The organism is Prochlorococcus sp. MIT 0701 (genome assembly GCF_000760295.1).
Lineage (GTDB): Bacteria > Cyanobacteriota > Cyanobacteriia > PCC-6307 > Cyanobiaceae > Prochlorococcus.
The window spans coordinates 267,046-284,794 of sequence record NZ_JNBA01000039.1; the positions used below are offsets into that span (position 1 = coordinate 267,046).

At 46.6% G+C, this 17,749-nt stretch carries 18 protein-coding genes; 11 read left to right on the forward strand and 7 right to left on the reverse strand.

The annotated features are described in order from the left end of the window. Positions 1 to 39 precede the first annotated feature (39 nt). Both EV12_RS11545 and EV12_RS11550 read left to right on the forward strand, forming a co-directional pair. A complete protein-coding gene (locus tag EV12_RS11545; protein ID WP_036915433.1) occupies positions 40 to 561 on the forward strand; it encodes a pentapeptide repeat-containing protein in 522 nt (173 codons plus the stop codon). A gap of 26 nt (positions 562 to 587) precedes the next feature. Beyond that, positions 588 to 1,706, forward strand: coding sequence for a GTP-binding protein (locus tag EV12_RS11550; RefSeq protein WP_036915761.1), 1,119 nt, complete (start codon positions 588 to 590; stop codon positions 1,704 to 1,706). Between the two features lie 42 nt (positions 1,707 to 1,748). On the opposite strand, the gene EV12_RS11555 is transcribed toward EV12_RS11550, so the two are convergent. Genes EV12_RS11555 through EV12_RS11565 form a run of 3 tightly spaced genes read right to left on the reverse strand, consistent with a single transcriptional unit; the run spans position 1,749 to position 4,713 of the window. Continuing rightward, entirely contained in the window at positions 1,749 to 2,657 is a 909-nt protein-coding gene (locus EV12_RS11555) for a glycine betaine ABC transporter substrate-binding protein (protein ID WP_036915436.1), read from the reverse strand. Beyond that, complete coding sequence (locus tag EV12_RS11560) at positions 2,654 to 3,568, reverse strand: ABC transporter permease (protein WP_036915438.1); 915 nt, start codon at positions 3,566 to 3,568, stop codon at positions 2,654 to 2,656. The genes EV12_RS11555 and EV12_RS11560 overlap by 4 nt, the downstream gene beginning before the upstream one ends. Further along, positions 3,565 to 4,713: a quaternary amine ABC transporter ATP-binding protein gene (locus EV12_RS11565; protein WP_052039586.1), complete on the reverse strand. Its 1,149-nt coding sequence runs from the start codon at positions 4,711 to 4,713 to the stop codon at positions 3,565 to 3,567. Before EV12_RS11565 ends, EV12_RS11560 begins: the two co-directional genes overlap by 4 nt. A 324-nt stretch (positions 4,714 to 5,037) precedes the next feature. Here EV12_RS11565 and bsmA point away from each other — a divergent pair, with 324 nt between their 5' ends. The 6 genes from bsmA to EV12_RS11595 all read left to right on the forward strand — a co-directional run bounded on the left by bsmA (position 5,038) and on the right by EV12_RS11595 (position 9,951). Continuing rightward, on the forward strand, positions 5,038 to 5,886 hold the full coding sequence (bsmA, locus tag EV12_RS11570) for a glycine/sarcosine N-methyltransferase (RefSeq protein ID WP_036915440.1): 849 nt from the start codon (positions 5,038 to 5,040) through the stop codon (positions 5,884 to 5,886). A 37-nt stretch (positions 5,887 to 5,923) separates the two neighbouring features. Further along, positions 5,924 to 6,754 carry a methyltransferase domain-containing protein gene (locus tag EV12_RS11575; protein WP_036915441.1) on the forward strand — a complete coding sequence of 277 codons (831 nt, stop codon included), beginning with the start codon at positions 5,924 to 5,926 and terminating at the stop codon, positions 6,752 to 6,754. A 479-nt stretch (positions 6,755 to 7,233) separates the two neighbouring features. Then, positions 7,234 to 7,611 (forward strand): hypothetical protein, encoded by a 378-nt coding sequence (locus EV12_RS11580; protein ID WP_241466600.1) that lies wholly within the window; start codon positions 7,234 to 7,236, stop codon positions 7,609 to 7,611. Positions 7,612 to 8,090: 479 nt separating this feature from the next. Beyond that, a complete protein-coding gene (locus EV12_RS11585; protein WP_036915443.1) occupies positions 8,091 to 8,639 on the forward strand; it encodes an MAPEG family protein in 549 nt (182 codons plus the stop codon). A gap of 357 nt (positions 8,640 to 8,996) precedes the next feature. Then, a complete protein-coding gene (locus EV12_RS11590; RefSeq protein WP_036915445.1) occupies positions 8,997 to 9,188 on the forward strand; it encodes a hypothetical protein in 192 nt (63 codons plus the stop codon). Between the two features lie 52 nt (positions 9,189 to 9,240). After that, entirely contained in the window at positions 9,241 to 9,951 is a 711-nt protein-coding gene (locus EV12_RS11595) for an SDR family NAD(P)-dependent oxidoreductase (protein WP_036915447.1), read from the forward strand. A gap of 409 nt (positions 9,952 to 10,360) precedes the next feature. Here EV12_RS11595 and EV12_RS11600 read toward each other — a convergent pair whose 3' ends face one another. Together EV12_RS11600 and EV12_RS11605 are read right to left on the reverse strand one after the other, a co-directional pair. Then, positions 10,361 to 10,873 (reverse strand): hypothetical protein, encoded by a 513-nt coding sequence (locus EV12_RS11600; protein ID WP_036915448.1) that lies wholly within the window; start codon positions 10,871 to 10,873, stop codon positions 10,361 to 10,363. A gap of 554 nt (positions 10,874 to 11,427) precedes the next feature. After that, positions 11,428 to 12,207: an SIMPL domain-containing protein gene (locus EV12_RS11605; RefSeq protein ID WP_036915450.1), complete on the reverse strand. Its 780-nt coding sequence runs from the start codon at positions 12,205 to 12,207 to the stop codon at positions 11,428 to 11,430. A gap of 1,087 nt (positions 12,208 to 13,294) precedes the next feature. On the opposite strand from EV12_RS11605, the gene EV12_RS13300 reads away from it, so the two are divergent. Beyond that, on the forward strand, positions 13,295 to 13,462 hold the full coding sequence (locus tag EV12_RS13300; RefSeq protein ID WP_072014315.1) for a DUF4278 domain-containing protein: 168 nt from the start codon (positions 13,295 to 13,297) through the stop codon (positions 13,460 to 13,462). A 256-nt stretch (positions 13,463 to 13,718) separates the two neighbouring features. Then, positions 13,719 to 14,129: a hypothetical protein gene (locus tag EV12_RS11615; RefSeq protein ID WP_241466599.1), complete on the forward strand. Its 411-nt coding sequence runs from the start codon at positions 13,719 to 13,721 to the stop codon at positions 14,127 to 14,129. A 767-nt stretch (positions 14,130 to 14,896) separates the two neighbouring features. Here EV12_RS11615 and EV12_RS14715 read toward each other — a convergent pair. Together EV12_RS14715 and EV12_RS11630 are read right to left on the reverse strand one after the other, a co-directional pair. Then, entirely contained in the window at positions 14,897 to 15,295 is a 399-nt protein-coding gene (locus EV12_RS14715; protein WP_052039596.1) for a hypothetical protein, read from the reverse strand. A gap of 223 nt (positions 15,296 to 15,518) precedes the next feature. Beyond that, positions 15,519 to 15,713, reverse strand: coding sequence for a hypothetical protein (locus EV12_RS11630; RefSeq protein WP_152562385.1), 195 nt, complete (start codon positions 15,711 to 15,713; stop codon positions 15,519 to 15,521). 198 nt (positions 15,714 to 15,911) lie between these two features. Here EV12_RS11630 and EV12_RS11635 point away from each other — a divergent pair, with 198 nt between their 5' ends. After that, on the forward strand, positions 15,912 to 17,132 hold the full coding sequence (locus tag EV12_RS11635) for a glycosyltransferase (protein ID WP_036915456.1): 1,221 nt from the start codon (positions 15,912 to 15,914) through the stop codon (positions 17,130 to 17,132). Positions 17,133 to 17,749 lie beyond the last annotated feature (617 nt).

The following is a 17,749-nucleotide window of genomic DNA, read 5'->3' on the forward strand; positions in this document are numbered from 1 at the left end:
ACTGCTCAAACTACTGGCTCATAGCAATTTTCTAGTTTCATGAATCTCTCTCCCTGTTGGTGGAACCGTTATCAAGCAGTGTTGATTAGCGGCCTTTTGATTCTTGTGTTGGGTTTAACAGAGTCTCCTGTGATGGCAATCATCCCTCCTGAATTCAGAGGAGGCCAGGCCATTGAAGAGATCTCTAAAGACATGCACGGACGGGACCTCAAAGAGCAGAACTTTCTCAAGGCTGACCTGCGCGGTGTTGATCTCAGTGAGGCCGACCTGCGTGGAGCAGTGTTTAACAGCAGCCAGCTGCAAGAAGCTGATCTGCAAGGAGCTGATTTGGAAAATGTGGTGGCTTTTGCTAGTCGCTTCGATGGAGCCGATCTCAGGGGCGCCAACTTCACCAACGCCATGCTGATGCAGAGCCAATTTAAAGATGCCCTTATTGAAGGAGCTGATTTCAGCAATGCTGTGCTTGATCGTCGCCAGCAGAATGAGCTTTGCACCAGAGCAAATGGCACCAATGCCGCTAGCGGCTCCAACACTCTTGACAGCCTTGGCTGTCGTTCTTGATCCCCAACCTGCATAGGCCTGCCTTGATTTCAAAGCGTCTGCCCGTCACGGTTTTGACTGGTTTCCTTGGAGCTGGAAAGACCACCCTGCTACGTCATCTGCTCACTCATGGGGGGCAGCGTTTAGCGGTCATGGTCAATGAATTTGGCACGATTGGTCTTGATGGCGATTTAATCCGTAGCTGTGGCTTTTGTCCGGAGGAGGAGTTGGATGGTCGAGTCGTTGAACTCAATAACGGTTGTCTCTGCTGCACGGTGCAGGAAGACTTTTTACCCACCATGGAGATCTTGCTGAAACAGGCGGATAAGTTGGATGGAATTATCGTTGAAACCAGTGGCCTTGCTCTTCCTCGCCCCCTCTTGAAAGCGCTCGACTGGCCTGCCGTACGAACTCGAGTTTATGTAAATGGAGTGGTCACAATGGTGGATGGTGAAGCCCTCGCAGCGGGTAGCCCCGTTGGGGATCCTGCCGGGCTGGAACGGCAGCGACAGGAGGATCCAAGCCTTGATCATCTCAGTGCTGTTGAGGACTTGTTCACTGATCAGTTGGAAGCTGCTGATTTGGTGTTGATCAGTCGAGCGGATGTTGTCTCCAATGTCGACCTCCACAAGCTCAAGAGCGAACTTGCTGAACAGGTACGCCTTGGCACGTCAATGATGCCCATCAGTCATGGCCAAGTTGATCCGGCGGTGGTGTTGGGTCTCAGTACTGCAGACAATGGCTACCAACAAAAGAGCTCGCCCAAACCAGTTGACGATGAGCTAATTGACGATAGTCATATTGATGGCGATCACAATAAAGATGATCATCATCATCATGACCACAACCATGTAGAGATGGTGAGTGGCAATGTACGTTTTGAAGGTTCTGTTGATCGGGCTACGGTTGAAGCACTTCTGCCTGAGTTGGCAACATTGCATCAGGTTGTACGCCTAAAAGGTCGCTTATGGCTACCGGGCAAAGCCTTACCCCTTCAGGTGCAGATGGTTGGCCCAAGGCTTAGCAGTTGGTTTGAGGCTGCTCCAGAGAACGCCTGGAATCCTGAGGAGGCGGGCGTTGATCTGATGGTGCTTAGTTTTGAAGAGCAAGCAGCTGAGGCGATTCGCTTTGGTCTTGAAAGCTCTTTGATGTCAGATATTGTCTAAGGGAAGTCAACTGATTAAGCAGCTCAAGAGCTTAGCGGGTTGTTATGGTTTGACTTTTCTTTCTTTCGGCTCTTGCATAGTGCCGTTCATCCAGTAGTCGATTTGCTTGCGATTGTTGGCTATGTAATTGTCAACGGCTTGATCTGTTGAGGTCTCCTGAGCATCCAATAGCATGGCATCCAGCTGACCATCGGACAGCTTGAAGCGGGTGAAAAAGGCGACCACTTTGGGATGGTCTTTGTCCAGCCCTAGGCGTGCAATGGCATGGATGCCTTCTTGCCCACCAAAGACACTCTTGGGATCCTTCAAAAAGCGGAGTTTATAGCGGGCAAACATCCAGTGAGGGGTCCAACCAGTTACCACGACCCATCGATCGTCTTTGATAGCCCGATCGAGAACGGCTGTCATTGCGGCACCACTCGCTGAAATCAGTTTCAGATCCGATAGGTCATAGACAGTTAGCGCTTTCTCAGATGCCTGCATCAGCCCTGATCCAGGGTCTATCCCTTGCACTGTGTTGTTGAATTCGTTAGCAATTTTTGGGTCGCTCAGATCGCTAATGGAGCCAATACGTTGTTTTGGCACATAGTCAGGGACTACCCAGCCAATGCGACCTGAGTACATCGTGCCAAGATCTACAACTCGATCGCTTACTTTTTGCCAGTATTTATCGTGTGTTTTTGGCAGCCATGCCATTAACATCAGATCGAGCTTCCCGCGAGCAACAGAGTCGTACTGAATACCGATATCTGCCATAACTCGTTCGACAGGCTGCTCATAGTGGCTTTCGATTAGTTTTTCAGCCATCAGGCTTACTACGTCAGCATCAGCCCAGGCAGTCCAGCCGATGCGCAATTGATCTGGTTTGGCGTTCGAACATCCCGATAACCCAGTCATCAGCACTCCAGCGATAACAAGGCTTAGATTGCGCAACTTGTTAGACATTTTCATGAGGAAGTCCAGAGGTTAGTAAAGGCTTTAAAGCGCTGCGGCAATGACTTTCTCGAAAAGTTTGAGGCAGCCAGGCTTTGTGTGAGTCGATCCAGGATTACAGCCAGAATTACCACGGCGAGCCCCCCCTCGAAGCCAAGGCCTACGTCAAGTTGTTGGATGCCTCTTAGCACCACATCACCTAGGCCGCCACCACCAATCATTGATGCGATAACAACCATCGATAGAGCGAGCATGATGGTTTGATTAACACCAGCCATCAAGGTTGGTAGAGCGTTTGGAAGTTGCACTTTCCAGAGCAGCTGTCGTTCTGAGCAACCGAAGGCGCGCCCGGCTTCGATTAGATCGACAGGGACTTGTCGTATGCCCAGGTACGTCAGGCGTACTACGGGTGGCATCGAGAAGATCAGCGTTGCGATAGTGGATGGGACAAGCCCTGTGCCAAAAAACATCACTGCCGGAATGAGATAAACGAATGCCGGCATGGTTTGCATCAGATCCAAGACTGGGCGGGTAATCGCCCAGATGTGTTGGCGACGGGCAGAAAAAATGCCGATCGGGATGCCAATTAGTAGTGCCAGTAATGAGGCTGCAATAACTAGGGCCAGGGTTGAAATCATTGGCTGCCAAAGCCCCATGAACAAAACCAGGTTCAGACCAAGAAGGCTGAGAATGGCGAAGCTCAAACTCACTCGCCAACCTGCGAGTACGGCGATCAGGGGAGCTAGCAGCCAGGGCGCTGGCACGGAGAGTATCTGTTCGATTGCTCCGGCTAGCCCATTAATTGCATAATCAATCACTAGGAAAATTGGTTGCGCATGATTGAGCAACCATTCCACGCATCTGCTCATGCCCTCGCCTACGGGGCCGGTGCTGACGGTTGCAAAAACTTGGTCAATCACATCCATTATCTCAGGATCATCGAGCGCAAAAGTCGACGTGGACTAATCACGCCAATGAGGCGCTGATCTGATCCAATCACTGGAATTGGATATGGGACGTTGGCCACAAGCTCCATGGCATCGCGGATGGTTGTCTCGGCTGTTAAAGCAGGTCCTTTCTCTGCAGAGATGATTTCACCATTCTTCTGAAGGACGCCTTTGAAGAGATTGTGTTCATCAATGATGCAGGCCATTTTCTGTACTTTTGAGCATTCGTCAGTTTGTTGCAGCAGCTCTGCTTGATTAATCACGCAAGCAGGTGATTCGGCAACGGTATCAACCGTGATGACAGAGGCGGCATCAACATCTTGGAAGAAATGACGCACTTGCTCATTGGCGGGTTTGCAGAGCAGCTCACGTGGCGTTCCACATTGCAGAACTTTGCCTTCTTTCATCAGAGCGATGCGATCACCAAGCCTTACAGCTTCGTCTAGATCATGGGAGATAAATACAATCGTGCGGGGACTCTCGGCCTGAAGTTCCAGCAGTTGTTCTTGCATCTCGCGCCGAATCAGAGGATCAAGAGCAGAGAAGGCCTCATCCATGAGCAGGATTGGAGGATCAAGTGCCAGGGCTCTGGCTAGGCCAACTCTCTGTTGCATGCCGCCAGAGAGCTGTTGAGGCAGCCTGTCGAGATCCTTACCAAGACCAACACGCTCAAGTGCTTCCCTGGCCTTTTCCAGCCTTTTTTGTCGCGGGACTCCCGCGACCTCAAGGCCGAAGGCAGCATTCTCGAGTGCAGTTCGCTGGGGGAAGAGCGCAAAAGATTGGAAAACCATGGCCATTTTGTTGCTGCGTAGCTTTTGCAGTTCTGCAGCTGCCAGCTGACTGATCGGCTTGCCGTCAACGGTCACCTCACCTGCAGTTGGGAGGATTAGGCCATTGATCATGCGTAGCAGCGTGGACTTTCCTGAACCCGAAAGGCCCATGACCACAAAAATCTCGCCACTAGAGATCGACAGCGTTACATCGCGTACGGCAGCCTTGAGTCCGGTTCGAGCATTGAGCTGCTCAGCATCCATGCTTTGACAAAGATCTTCCAGTGCACGTTCAGGACGCTCACCAAAAACCTTCCAGAGTTGGTCGATGCTGATCTGGGGCGTCATGTCTGACATCGACTGTATTTAGAGACTATGACTGCTTGCAGGCCTTACCAAGGCACCTATGAAGTCAAATGAATTGCCTATATTGAATCATCGGCTGAAAGTACTTATTGCCAAAGGGATTGGATGAATTTTCAGGCGTTATGGGAACTGATGTGATGTCGTTAGATTTTGATTAACAGACATCCTTAGAATCATTCGCTATGATGTCGACTGGGAATTGCATAAGCTGTAATGCAGCCTTGCTCAGACCAATGCCTTTCTAGCTGATTCGGGCCTTTCCCGACCTCAAAGACATGGCGGCATCAAGAAAATCTTCGGGAAGTTTGAATCTGCATGACTTTGACTCAACATTCGCAAAAACCCTGCCAAGACGATCTGCAAAACTTTGGTGATGATCCAGAGCAAGTACGTGATACAGACCATTATCAGCAGGAATATGTTGAGGACTTCACCGACCGATGGGATCGACTGATTGATTGGAAGGCGAGGGCCCAAGCTGAAGGCGATTTTTATATTCGAATCCTTCGTGAACATGGAGCACGTTCCGTGCTCGACGTTGCTACCGGAACGGGATTTCATTCGGTTAGTTTGTTGAAGGAAGGGTTTGACGTCATCAGTGCAGATGGAAGCCCGAATATGTTGGCGAGGGCATTTCAGAATGCTCGTGATCATGGTCAGTTATTACGCACAGCTCAGGCTGATTGGCGCTTTCTAAATAGAGATATTCATGGCGAATTTGATGCTGTGATCTGCTTGGGAAATTCCTTTACACATCTCTTTCGAGAAACTGACCGACGCAAGTCCCTGGCTGAGTATTATGCTGTTCTTAAGCATAATGGGTTACTGATTCTTGACCACCGTAACTATGATCGGCTTCTCGATCAAGGTGTAGCGATACGTTCTGGAAAGGGAAATGTTTATTGTGGTAAGGATGTCAACGTAAGCCCTGAGCATGTTGACGAAGGACTAGCTCGATTCCAATATGCCTTCAGTGATGGCAGCACTTATCACTTGAATATGTTCCCTCTACGTCATGGCTACGTTCGCCGACTTATGAATGAAGTTGGATTCCAGAAGATCACATCTTTTGGAGATTATTTACCTGGCCATCATGACCCAGATTTTTATGTACATGTAGCCGAAAAGGAATACAAAGTCGACATTGACAAAACTGATACATGAGAATAAAAATTTCAGCAAAATACAATCCTAATCAATCATGAATTCATCATCAGCATCTGTTGCTGCTACTTATTACGACAGCAGCGACGCAGATCGTTTTTATGCCGAGATTTGGGGAGGTGAAGACATCCATATCGGACTTTATGACAATGCTGATCAAGCCATCGCTTCCGCGAGTGAGAGTACCGTTAAGGCGCTTATGGAGCTTGCAACTCGACCGCCAGCCGAAGAAGGGTGCGTCGTTGACCTTGGTTCAGGTTATGGAGGAGCGGCACGCCGTATCGCCCAGCAATGGCAGGTCAATGTGCATGCTGTCAATATCTCTGCCGTAGAGAATATGCGCCATCGAGATCTCAACAATGCTGCTGGGTTGGCGAGTCTAATTACGGTACATGATGCGTCATTCGAGGAGGTGCCATTGCCCGATGGCATAGCAGATTTGGTTTGGAGTCAAGACGCCATTCTTCATTCCAGCAATCGCCTTCAGGTAATGAATGAAGTGTCAAGGCTTCTTAAGCCAGGGGGTGTATTTGTCTTGACCGATCCAATGGCATGCGACGGCATCGAAGCCAACGCCCTTCAACCGATTCTTGATCGTATCCACCTATCTGATTTGGCATCTCCTGATCGTTACCGAATCTGGGCAGAGGCTTCAGGGATGACTAGAGATGTATGGAAAGAACGCACAGAAATGCTTGTGAGGCATTACACGCGTGTTCGAGAGGAACTACGTCGACGTCATCAAGAGCTTGCGAGTGTGATTAGTACGGATTATTTGAGCCGCATGGATGCAGGCCTTGGTCATTGGATTGAAGGTGGGAGTCAGGGAAGACTTTGCTGGGGCCTAATGCGCTTTACAAAGCACTAACTTAGACCTTAATATCACTTCCCCCTATGGTTCTTAGTGAGTCATATTAAGAATCTATCTTGATGATTAATCGATACGCCAGCCAGTCATCCTTACGTGCGTTAATTCCATCATTGATTTATCAGAAGTGTCCCTTTAAATCCTCCAGATAGTTAAAGGTATATTGAATACAATTATCCAGTCTGATCAGACCATTATGGAAAAAATCGAAGCGGTCGAGGCGATGAAGCATACAGATCTTTTTAGGTAGCAACCTCTTTTTAGCACCAATCTCCATTGTCGAGATGGGCGAGTGATGTTTAATGGTTATTGATGGTCTATGGATCCTTCTCTACGTCTAACGATGCATTAGAAGAGCTAGATTTTCCTGAATGGGACGACGAGCAATGCCATCCTCTCCACACCCTATCGAGTTGGCCATTGTGTTTGTCAATGGTCTGATAGTGCCCATACAACGCTTCTCGAGGGTTTTCAGGCCCTTGCCAATCATCCTTCGTCCGGTTTGGTTAACCTTACTTCCTCTGTTCTTGATTCTGCACCTACTCCTGGTGTATTCGATGGCTCTGGTTATAGTCCTGGCCGAATGGCTGCTTGGATTCTCATTCACAGTCGATAGCAGTAATGGTCAAAGCGTTGAATCGACACCAAAGCAGGGAGAGATGTCACAATCAATGGTGCTTGGCATTCATCCATCAGAGTTAAATACGCAAGACACCTCTCGACATGAGATCGATCGGGGTAACCATCCTGGTGAAAATGAGTTCGCACCTGGCTCTTTTCATCCTGAAAAAAACCCCTTCTTCTTAAACCTGGAAATCAAGAGGAGAGGACATACTTTAATGATTATCAGAAGTTAAATTATCCATAGCTGTAAAATACAGGAGCTCCTCTACGTAAGAGCGAATAGAAAAACATAACCTTTAGCCAAGGGAAGAAAGTCTCCAAAACCAGTTTCAACTCTGGCAAGAAACGAAACTCCAGGGTTCAAACACATATAAGATAATAATAATTGAAAGAGCAAGACCAGAACTACTCCTAAAAGCCTGTCCCGGCAGTTAATCGAGCCAACATCTTGTTGCTCTGCTGTGAAACATCTAGGGCATAAGTAGAATAAGATTGATTCAATATTTTGCTAAAAGTAAGTAGCTTTCCTCTTGCTCAGTCATCGTCTTAGGCCCTATCCAACTTGGGACTTCGGGCCAAGATTAAGCACGTGCTCTGTTGATCCTTAATTACTCCTCCAGAATTAGCTTTAAATGATTTCTTCAGATCATGGCAATAGACTCTAGATATATTGAGTTGATACCACTATATGAATACTAATCGGAAGCTAACAATGGGATTTTCAATTAAACAGCGTGGTGTCCTTCATGGAATGCTCACTGGGGCATCAATTTCCATAGGTCTCATTATCTTCGGAATTTTGCTTAATCCTTTTAATTTCCAGTCCACTCTTACACTCTTAGAAAAAAGTTCTGTTCTGTTTAAATCCCTGATCCCTCTTGCTCTCTGCCTTGCTTTTTCTATTGGCCGTCTTGCTAAGCATCGCTTCTTCAGCCAAGACGAGATTGATGGAAGAGGGCTCAGAGCAGATTCTGATCGTGCCATCTTCCTCCAGTCTCTTCTTCAGAACACCCTTGAGCAGTCGGTCCTGGCGGCTTTCGTTTATGGAACTTGGACATTCCTTATGCCCTCAGCATGGTTGTCTGTCGTACCGCTAGCAGCATTGTCTTTTGCACTAGGGAGAGTTCTCTTCTTTGCGGGCTATCGGCGTGGTGCAGAAGGACGAGCAGTTGGTTTCACGATGGCATTCTATCCGTCGGTTTTGATGTTGATCTGCTCTATCTGTGTCGTGCTCCTATCTGGCGTTGGTGGTGGTTCTTAAGATGAAACTGTCACTACTCTGAGCCTTAGTAAAACGAACTAGTGTGATTCCCATATGATGCTCTTGATTCAGTAGCCGATAAACATAAGTAGCACTTTTATCATCTCTGTTTCTGCATCAAGTTAGTGAATGCAAGGATCTTCTTAAGCTAAGTTTCGCTATCTCATCATTAGAGGAGAGTGAAGCATTTGACTCAATCCTGGACTTTGTGGCTTCAATGTTTAGCCTCTTAGTCATCAGAGTTTATTGATCTAGCCTACTCATGGCAGCATCAAACCCTTTCGAAGTTAGACCAACTGTCCACTCCCTATATGGGTTGGCTTATTACTCGGTATTATTAAAGGGGAAGATAAACTAATGAACAACCAACTTCTGCGATTCTCACGTTTTGGACTTCGGGCATTAGCCATAACAGCAAGCACGGTTGCGCTTATCGACCTGATTAAACAACAATGGATCCCCGCGACCGCTTGCTCCGTTGCATGGGTTCTGATTGCCTGGGTGGAGCGGGATTTCATCAAAAGGTTCTCAGATTCTGCAGAGTCATGAGCATCACTAGAACTCCCAGCAATAATGTTTTTGGATTTGCAACCATGCAGGAATGATGCGCACCATCTTGATCAGTGGTGCCAGTCGAGGCATCGGCCGAGCAATTGCCGAACGAATGTTGGCGGATGGCCATCGTCTTAGCCTTGGCCTGCGGGACCCTAAATGCCTGATTGGTAGCTCACTTGACCCGGCAATCGCTGGTTCTGAACAAGTGTTCCTACATCCCTATGAAGCCCAGGACGTTAACGCTGCCGAAAGCTGGGTATCAGCAAGCTTGGCTCATTTCAGTGGCTTCGATAGTTTGATTCATTGTGCAGGTGTGTTTCATCGCACACCCATAAAGTTTACTGATAATCAGCAGCATGAGATTGATCAGCTCTGGCAGGTGAATGTAATGGGCCCATGGTTGCTCAGTCGCGCTGCTTGGTCTCAGCTTGAATGCCATTCTGAGGCGCGAATCATTGTGTTGGTGTCAATGAGTGGCAAGCGCTCCAAGGGACGCTTGGCTGGCTACACCGTTAGTAAGTTTGCTCTGATGGGCCTATGTAAGACCATGCGTAACGAAGGTTGGGAGCAAGGCATCCGCGTGACGGCGATTTGTCCTGGCTGGGTCAATACCGATATGTCTGCCAGGGTTAAGTCTTTTCCAAAAGAGGCGATGACTCAGCCTGATGACATCGCCTCTTTGAGCTCTCATTTACTACAGCTACCTAACAGTTGTGTACCGTTTGAACTGAGCATGAATTGCACACATGAGATCTAAATCCTTAGTTGAGTTAATGAGACTTTATTGTTGGCAGATAAATTGCAAGCTAAACTTTCCAAAGTCCTTCGATAACACTGATTCTTTACTATGAAAACAGTAGACATAAGGATAAGAACAGGAATACCCTCCAATTGATTAGCCATCATTAAATATGACAAAGTGGCTAAACAAGCTAATCCTTACTTCAATTGGGCTTGTCATTGTTTTTACTTGTCTATTTACATTTGCCAATTACTTATCCTGAAAGAGTTCCGGTTGTCGCGGATTAGACATGGCGGCAAAAGAAAGATCAATGCGACTAGCCAACTTGTCTTCATTAAAGCTGTCTTGGCAGGAGGTTCCTGAGGGTGAAACTTTTGCAGAATCGCTGACAAATGAAAGGTTGCGTAGAAGTATTTGATTTGATTTAAAAAATTTGAACTTCTGGCTGATCACCATTCAGAAAGCGACGTAGATTCACTCCGGCTTCCATTGATGCAGCGTGAAGCTCAGCACGCTGCATTGCGTCAAGACCATCCCAGAACGCGTTGAACAATTCAATGGAGGCAACACCCATGCCAACCATCCCCATAATTGAGAGTGGGATGCTCAGCCAAGGGAACACAAGTAGCAATACACCCAGCAAGACACTGATTGCGGCACCCTGTTTAACTGATTCCCAGACGGTTGTGCTGATCATTTTGATTTGTACTGCGCGGCTGATCGCACCCCGCTTGCGCAATGCTTCGGTTCTTAATCCGCTCAGAAGAGTTTGGTAGATGGCATAGACGGCCATCCCGCCGAGCGTTGACTCGACCACGATTTCACCACCATTGATGGCTCCTCCATTGAGGTTGATATCAATCGAAGTAAGACCTGCAATCGCCGCGATCTCTAGTCCTGCTCGGGGAATGCGGAAGGGATCTAGTTCGCGGGTCATCGTCGTAGCAATAAGGTAGAAATGCTTTGCATCAGTGTAGGTAGCTGATGATGCACCCAATCACCATTGGGATTGATTCATCCTGCACCATATTGTCGTGTGATTTCAATATCTTCATCATTAGATTTAATCAAATTCTCTGAATTTGGCCGGGATGGACGCTGGGGGCAATGATTTAAAGCCTATTGGCAATTGGCTAGCAATGGATGCTTTGCCTTTGAGTAGGTTCTCTTTTCTTATCAAGTTCATTTGGTCGAGACGTTGTAAACGGGGCTAGCTGCTTTTATCTAAGCCATGATCTATTCCCCCCCAAAAAAGGGGGGCTGGGATTCAATTCATGGCAATACTTACTCAGATTATGCCATAATAAATTGTTTATCAGGCATGAAAGAGCTTTAGCAAGGCCCTTAAAATAAAATCACACTATCAATGCTATGATTTTAAAATCATCAGCAATATAGAACCAATATTCATTGAGAGATGCTCTACTCAATCCAATCAATAATCATATTATTTTGAAGGTAAAGCAGAAATTTCAAAGTCTTATTCAGACTTTATTCAACCCGAAAAGTGACTCCCATAACTGCGGTGATGTCTTTTTTAATTGTACTGGTGTCGTATGAACCATAACTACTCATTTGTGTTGAATTTGGCACTGTGATCTGGAATGTGCCGGTATCGGCGTTGGTGATTGCGCCAATACTCGAGCCAGCTTCCCGGGCAATAGCCTTTGCCCGTTTCCGTGCATCACGAGTAGCTTTTGCGAGCATGTCGACACGCTTGGCTGCAAGCTTTGTAAAGGTGTAGGAGGGTCGATTAATTGAAAGAGGCACCCCTTCACCAATTAGGGCACTGATCTTTCCTGAAATCCCATGGATTTTTTTAACATCCCAACTTCCGATCAAAACAGCCTGAGTTGTCGTCCAAGTTGTTGATAGAAGCTCTCCCGTTTTGGGGTTACGAACTTGATCTTTATTGGACCTAACAGTCCCTAACTCCATCTCGTCAGATTTGACCCCATTGGCTTTTAGAAAGAGAATCGTTTTTTCTAACGATGGTTTTAACCGCTGATAGGAAGCCTGCTGGTTGTAACCTGTTTGTTTAACAGTTACAGACCAGTCGACGTAGTCACTATTGATGCGCTCGGTACTGGCTCCGGTGACCGTGATTGTGTCATTGCTACTGCGGATTCCCTTCACCAAAATTGACGATGCTGCGACGATGCCGCAAACGAAAACGGCCGTAGCAAAAACCAGCGGGGGAGTACGTCGCAGCAGCTGCCAGCTGTCATGACCCCACGCGCTTAGCAAGCCTCGACTTTGCTGTGGGGTCATAACTGGCCTACTTAATGGAACAATCCTAGTAATTAATGCTGTGCATGGCTAGTCAATTTCCTATTAAATTAACCTTGTCAGACTTGCACGAGAATGAAGATTTTCACAGGAATTCAATTGGCTTGTTCATGTTTTATTTTCTGTAATCCAATCCCCTGCAATGCCCATCTTCTTTCTTGAGGGATTAGATGCATGAAAAGCTATCGTTAGATATTTGATTCCATTTTACAGACGCACTTTCGAGTACTCTTTTCATTATCTGTTTGTTCAGTTTGTTTAAACTTTTCTGTGTTTATGGTTCGTGATATTTAGATTTTCAGCAAGCCCAAAACTTTAAAATAAGTCCGTGAGTCGAAGGAATAGTAAGTACTGATCAGGGTGATCGATACATTCGACACGTGGCTTGGTGCCTTGATTACAGCTTCTGCCCCAAGCAGATGCGAAGTTAGCCATGGACGGCGTCCAATCCCCTGGGTCCGGAACTCAAGGGGATTTTTTATTGTCATTCTCAGTTTTTTTGTCGTCTCATTTAGGGGAGATGCTCATTAGGACTGAGCTAAATGCCGACCACGCTGAGCTAGGGCAAAGAGCCTCACGCCTCCTTGACGGCTTTGAGTATTTCTACTGATTAATCTTGTCGCAGATGCTTTTGATTGAAATATGCCAAGTTTGCATTTGCTCTGATTACCCCCACTTCAGAGCCAGTCCCCTTTCGCTCAAGCAATCAATCGCGTCAGTTGACTTTCGTCCTGTAGGGATATTTACTCCCTGACCAACCATAACTGTAAAGACTTATTGCGGGTACGGCTTGATGAAGGTCTTGAATGGGGCCTTGGTCAACGACAGCTTTAGGGCGGATTCAATACGAGTGTAGATGGCTTCAACAGCCTCATCATCTTTGCAATACAAAGCGAACAGGCGTGATCCATGCAGGATTTTGTATCGGCATGAACGACCAACCCTGCCCCGCCAAGTGCATAATTGATTTGTAGCGTTAGCTACCAAAACGTTCACCCTGACAATGATAGGGCGCAGTTCGAGCCAAGCCATGGAACGGGGACTTGGACATCATTTCGGACTCTGAATCATGACGACTCTTCTCTATCGCGGCCAGCAGTATGCCCAGCACAAAGAAGCTGCACCTAAGCAACTCGTTGAGCTGACCTACCGCCGCAGTGTCTACGCAAACAACAGTCAGCAAGCAACCCAGTCCCATCCTGTGCTCACCTATCGCGGACATGAGTACCAGAAGTGATTCATTTGGCAATCACTGCTTAGAAACGCTTTCGCCTCGCCCCGCTGGTCGGGGCTTTTTTGTGGCCTGAGCTTGTCTCTAACATCTCAACTGTTTTTAGCTTTGTTGCAGAGCTTTTTCGCGATCATCAAATCATCTTGTTTCTAGATCTCAGTACGGGACTTGTGGATGCCAGGATTGTTTGGAGTTGTTCTGCTGCCACTCACTGCGATTGTCATCAGAACCTGCTATCTCCAGAGGATGTTCCTACGAAGCCATGAGTCGTCAACTCGCCGCAGGTCTAACCGTCATATTCCTGCTAGCACTACTGGCCGCCAACCCCTCATTGAGCGGTATCCCCATCTATGGAGATACATCTCTGCTTGAGTTCTGGGTGAAGAACATCGCTTTGGCCATGCCCCCAGCCTTCACCCTTGGCATGTGCACTGTTCTGCTCTACAAAGCCTTCCGCTATCCCAGAGGAACAGTTTTCACCATTCTTGGCCTTCTTCAACTTGTATTTGTGGGATGGCTTATTTGGCTAACGTTTCAAGCAGGAGTTGTCTGGGTGTCCTTACCAATCCTTCTTGTTGCTGCCTTTGTGGGACCGAAGTCCGCTAAAGCAACTTGGCAGTGGCTCGGCGTTGATCGCTATTACAGAATCAAAACGGAGTCAGATGGCGATTGATTGACCTTCTTTTTAACCTTTTGGAGTGGCTAGGCATTCGCCACTATCACTGGGGCCCCTGTCCAGAGATGGCCGCCCTAAGATATCCAAATGAGCAAGGCTCGTATCTCCTCCTACAAACAAGCTGATTCGCAATACAGCAATGAGTATTCCTAACGAGGGCACAAGGCTTTTGGCCGCGTTTTGATCTCAAGTGAGCAAGTTATGCAGGCCTCCAGACCGACAACTGGGGCCTTTTTTTTGACTAACCACTACAGCTGGTAGCTAACAGGCCGCTTGGTGGGTTATGAATGGTCCTGGGTAAGCTCTTGGCGAAATGCTGTTTGGCTTTACTAAAAAGCAGATCTTTGGCTGGTGGCTTTTAACAACTGGTGCAAAGGTCACCTTGGGCATTTGGCTATTTGGTCATATGGGCTGGGATTTGCCCTGGTGAAAGAGCATCGATAGGCCTACAAAGGCTTTTCAGATCTGCTGATTCATCAACACAGGTTTTGGCTGTATCCATTCGATGTGAGTGGCAAATTTCTGCCTCGTTAACTAAATTGCCATAATCTTTTTTCATTCTCAAAGACTGAATAAAGAAGAATGCCGTAATTAGTTCGGCACTTAAACCAAAGTCTTATTTCATCTTTGGTACAAGCATTGTTCCTTAGTAGCTCCTCAGGTTTTTATCAGATCAGCCAGGAAGGATCGTGATTCTACTTTTTTAGTTTTTGACAAATACTTCTACTTGACTTAATCACAAGGAATGATTTTTTGATCAGACCTTAGCTATTTAACTCAACGATGTCATAATATTCTCTTTCATCCTCATCAGAACAGCTGAGATCAGCATAATATCTTTCCAAAACAGTATGTGCCTCATCGTAGCTGGAAAAATACCTCCCAGCGATCTCATCTGATTGGCCGTCAGTTCGTATAATTTGGAAAGTTTTGGCCAGCTTGTTTTCGATACTCATCTCTGCAACGAGTGCTCTACATTCAGCATCAACTCCTTTTTTTGTTGCCCACTCGGCAATTGCACTTTTTTTCTCGTGAAGTTGCAACAATTCCATTGCGATGCCACGTAGGGTTTTTATGTCCTGACACTCCTGAATTGTTCGACGCAGTTTCTCGGTCTGAAACTGCGTCACAGTGCTTGGCTCAATGGGCTTCTCGAGTGACAATGCGGGACCCCCCTGCGCAAAGGAACCGTAGCCATTGTGGCACCTGCTTGTACGTGCATGCATAGAAACTTGGGGATATAGGCAAGCTCTAATAAAAATGGGCATTGATGATTACTAACAAAAGTTTTTTGAATCAAATACACCTAATATTAGTAAATAATAATTTCGCTTTGCTCATAAAAGCAATCAGCAATTATGGATAGTAAGACTGAACAAGGCAATGTCAGTTCTTAGCCTTGACAGCGGCATCCAATTTGCTAAAAACAAGGGCTCCAGCTTTTGAGTTGGTGTTCAACTGCGCTTTGAATTCTGTAAAAGCTGATGTAGCAACAGTCGTTACAAAGCCAATCACAAGACTGAGTGTAATGATCTTCTCGATCTCTAATGCGAATTTATTTGTTGTCATGAGTTTAGCCAAATGATGATCATTCCTTCATTGATTTAGTAATAATCTCTCACTTTTATCAGTTAGGGAGTGACTGTGCTCAAGATGACCTGTGATTTTAATTACAGCGTTGACTAGTCATTCCAGCTGCCACCGCGAATGCTTATAGAACTGATTTCCGCGATTAGTCCTTGAGATGATTTGATAGAAGGACTTTTTAGGGAAACAATTTTGTTGATCCTTACTTGGATCTTGATTATCTTTGCTGCTGGAGCAGCGCTCGGCTTGTTACTGCTGCTGTTCAGTCTTGTAAGTGTGTTCCAAAATGCTCCAACCTTAAATTCCAGGCAGTTTCAGCCTGGGCAGCTGCCTAGCAATGAGGAACCCCTCAAGAAGACTGAGCTCACAGTGGTTGTCCCTGCTTATAACGAGGCCGCCAACATCAAGGTGTGCCTAAGAAGCATTTTGGCCAGTGATCCACCCTGCAACAACTGGAGAGTGTTGTTGGTTGATGACGGGAGTACTGATGAAACTGTCCAGGTTGCAAGCGATGTTGCCTCAGCCTTAAAGCTGGAGGAGGGTCGCTTTAGAATTTTCAACGCCGCACCAAGACCCTTGGCGCAACGTTGGGTGGGCAAGAACTGGGCCTGCTCGCGCGCAATGGAGCTTGTGAGTAGCACCTGGGTGCTGTTTGTAGATGCAGATGTGGAGCTTGACCCAGCAACCCTCAAGCGTGCACTGACTCAGGCGATTGAGGAAGAAGCAGATCTGCTGAGCCTGGTTCCACGTATTAACTGCAGCTGCTCTGCTGAATGGATGGTACAACCGATCATGGCCTGTCTTTTGGCTGTAGGTTTTCCGATTAAAGCCGCCAATGATCCAGCTGAATCAACGGCATTTGCCGCTGGGCCATTTATGTTATTTCGCCGTTCAACGTATGAGGAGATTGGCGGACATCGCGCACTGGCTGATGTGGTGATAGAGGATCTTGCTCTAGCTCGTCGAATTAAAGGTGCGGGATTTCGACTTCGTTATCTGCTGGGGTTAGATGCATTGCAATTGCAGATGTACGACAATTTTCCTGCGCTTTGGGAAGGCTGGAGCAAGAATTGGTTTCTTGGTCTAGATAGCAATATAGTCAAAGCAATCGGAGCATCAACACTAGTATTCTGGATGTTCACAGGCCCCTGGCTAGTATTGTTTATTATCATAGTTAGCCTGCTCTGGATCCCTTTTTACGGGGCCCTATTAATTGCCTTTGGTTTGTCGATCATTGGTGTATTGCTTCAGTTCATTCTACGTCTTTGGACACGTCAGAAATTTGAGGTGCCACTAACGAATTGGTGGTTGATGAGTGCAGGCGGCATCCTCGTTGGCTTACTTGGGCCAACTTCGGTTTGGAGAACACTGACTGGACGCGATTGGACCTGGAAAGGCCGTTCCTTGGCTTAAAGAGTATTAGCCATCCATGAGTTAGACCAGTCGAATGAACTGTCAATTAATGCTAGAATTAAGTTCATTCATCTTCCAATAGAACCCTCTATAGGCTCATATTTCTATCATTCTTGATCTTTAAAAGCTCCAAATACTAACAATATAAACAGGCATGTCATTAAACCATCTTTGGGCCTAATCCTGAGCATCATCAATAAGAAGGATTTGTGTCAACATTTTTTGTGTCGGCTTCAATCCCGTAAATCGATGATAAAGGTCAACCGTAAGTCCGCAAGAGAATTTCACTGTAAAGCAAGCAGCTTCATTCTTCACCTCACAAGCAATCCCAGGAAGACTTAACTGGCTTAAGTGAAAAAGCTATAGCCAAAATTTGCATAGACAAGCAATAGAAACTGTCCAAGGGAGAAGATAGATCTATCTTTGTCACTGGAATTGATCTATTGAAAGGCAGGGATTTTAATAGCTAGACATATCACATGCTTAGGCAAGCATATCTTTAGTTGAAGCCATAAGTCTCAATTATTTTCTTTATGCTTTCTTGGCAAGATGCATTTAGATGCCTACTCAAAGAGCTGCTATAAGTTTCGAGTTTTGACAGTATATAGACTTCTAAG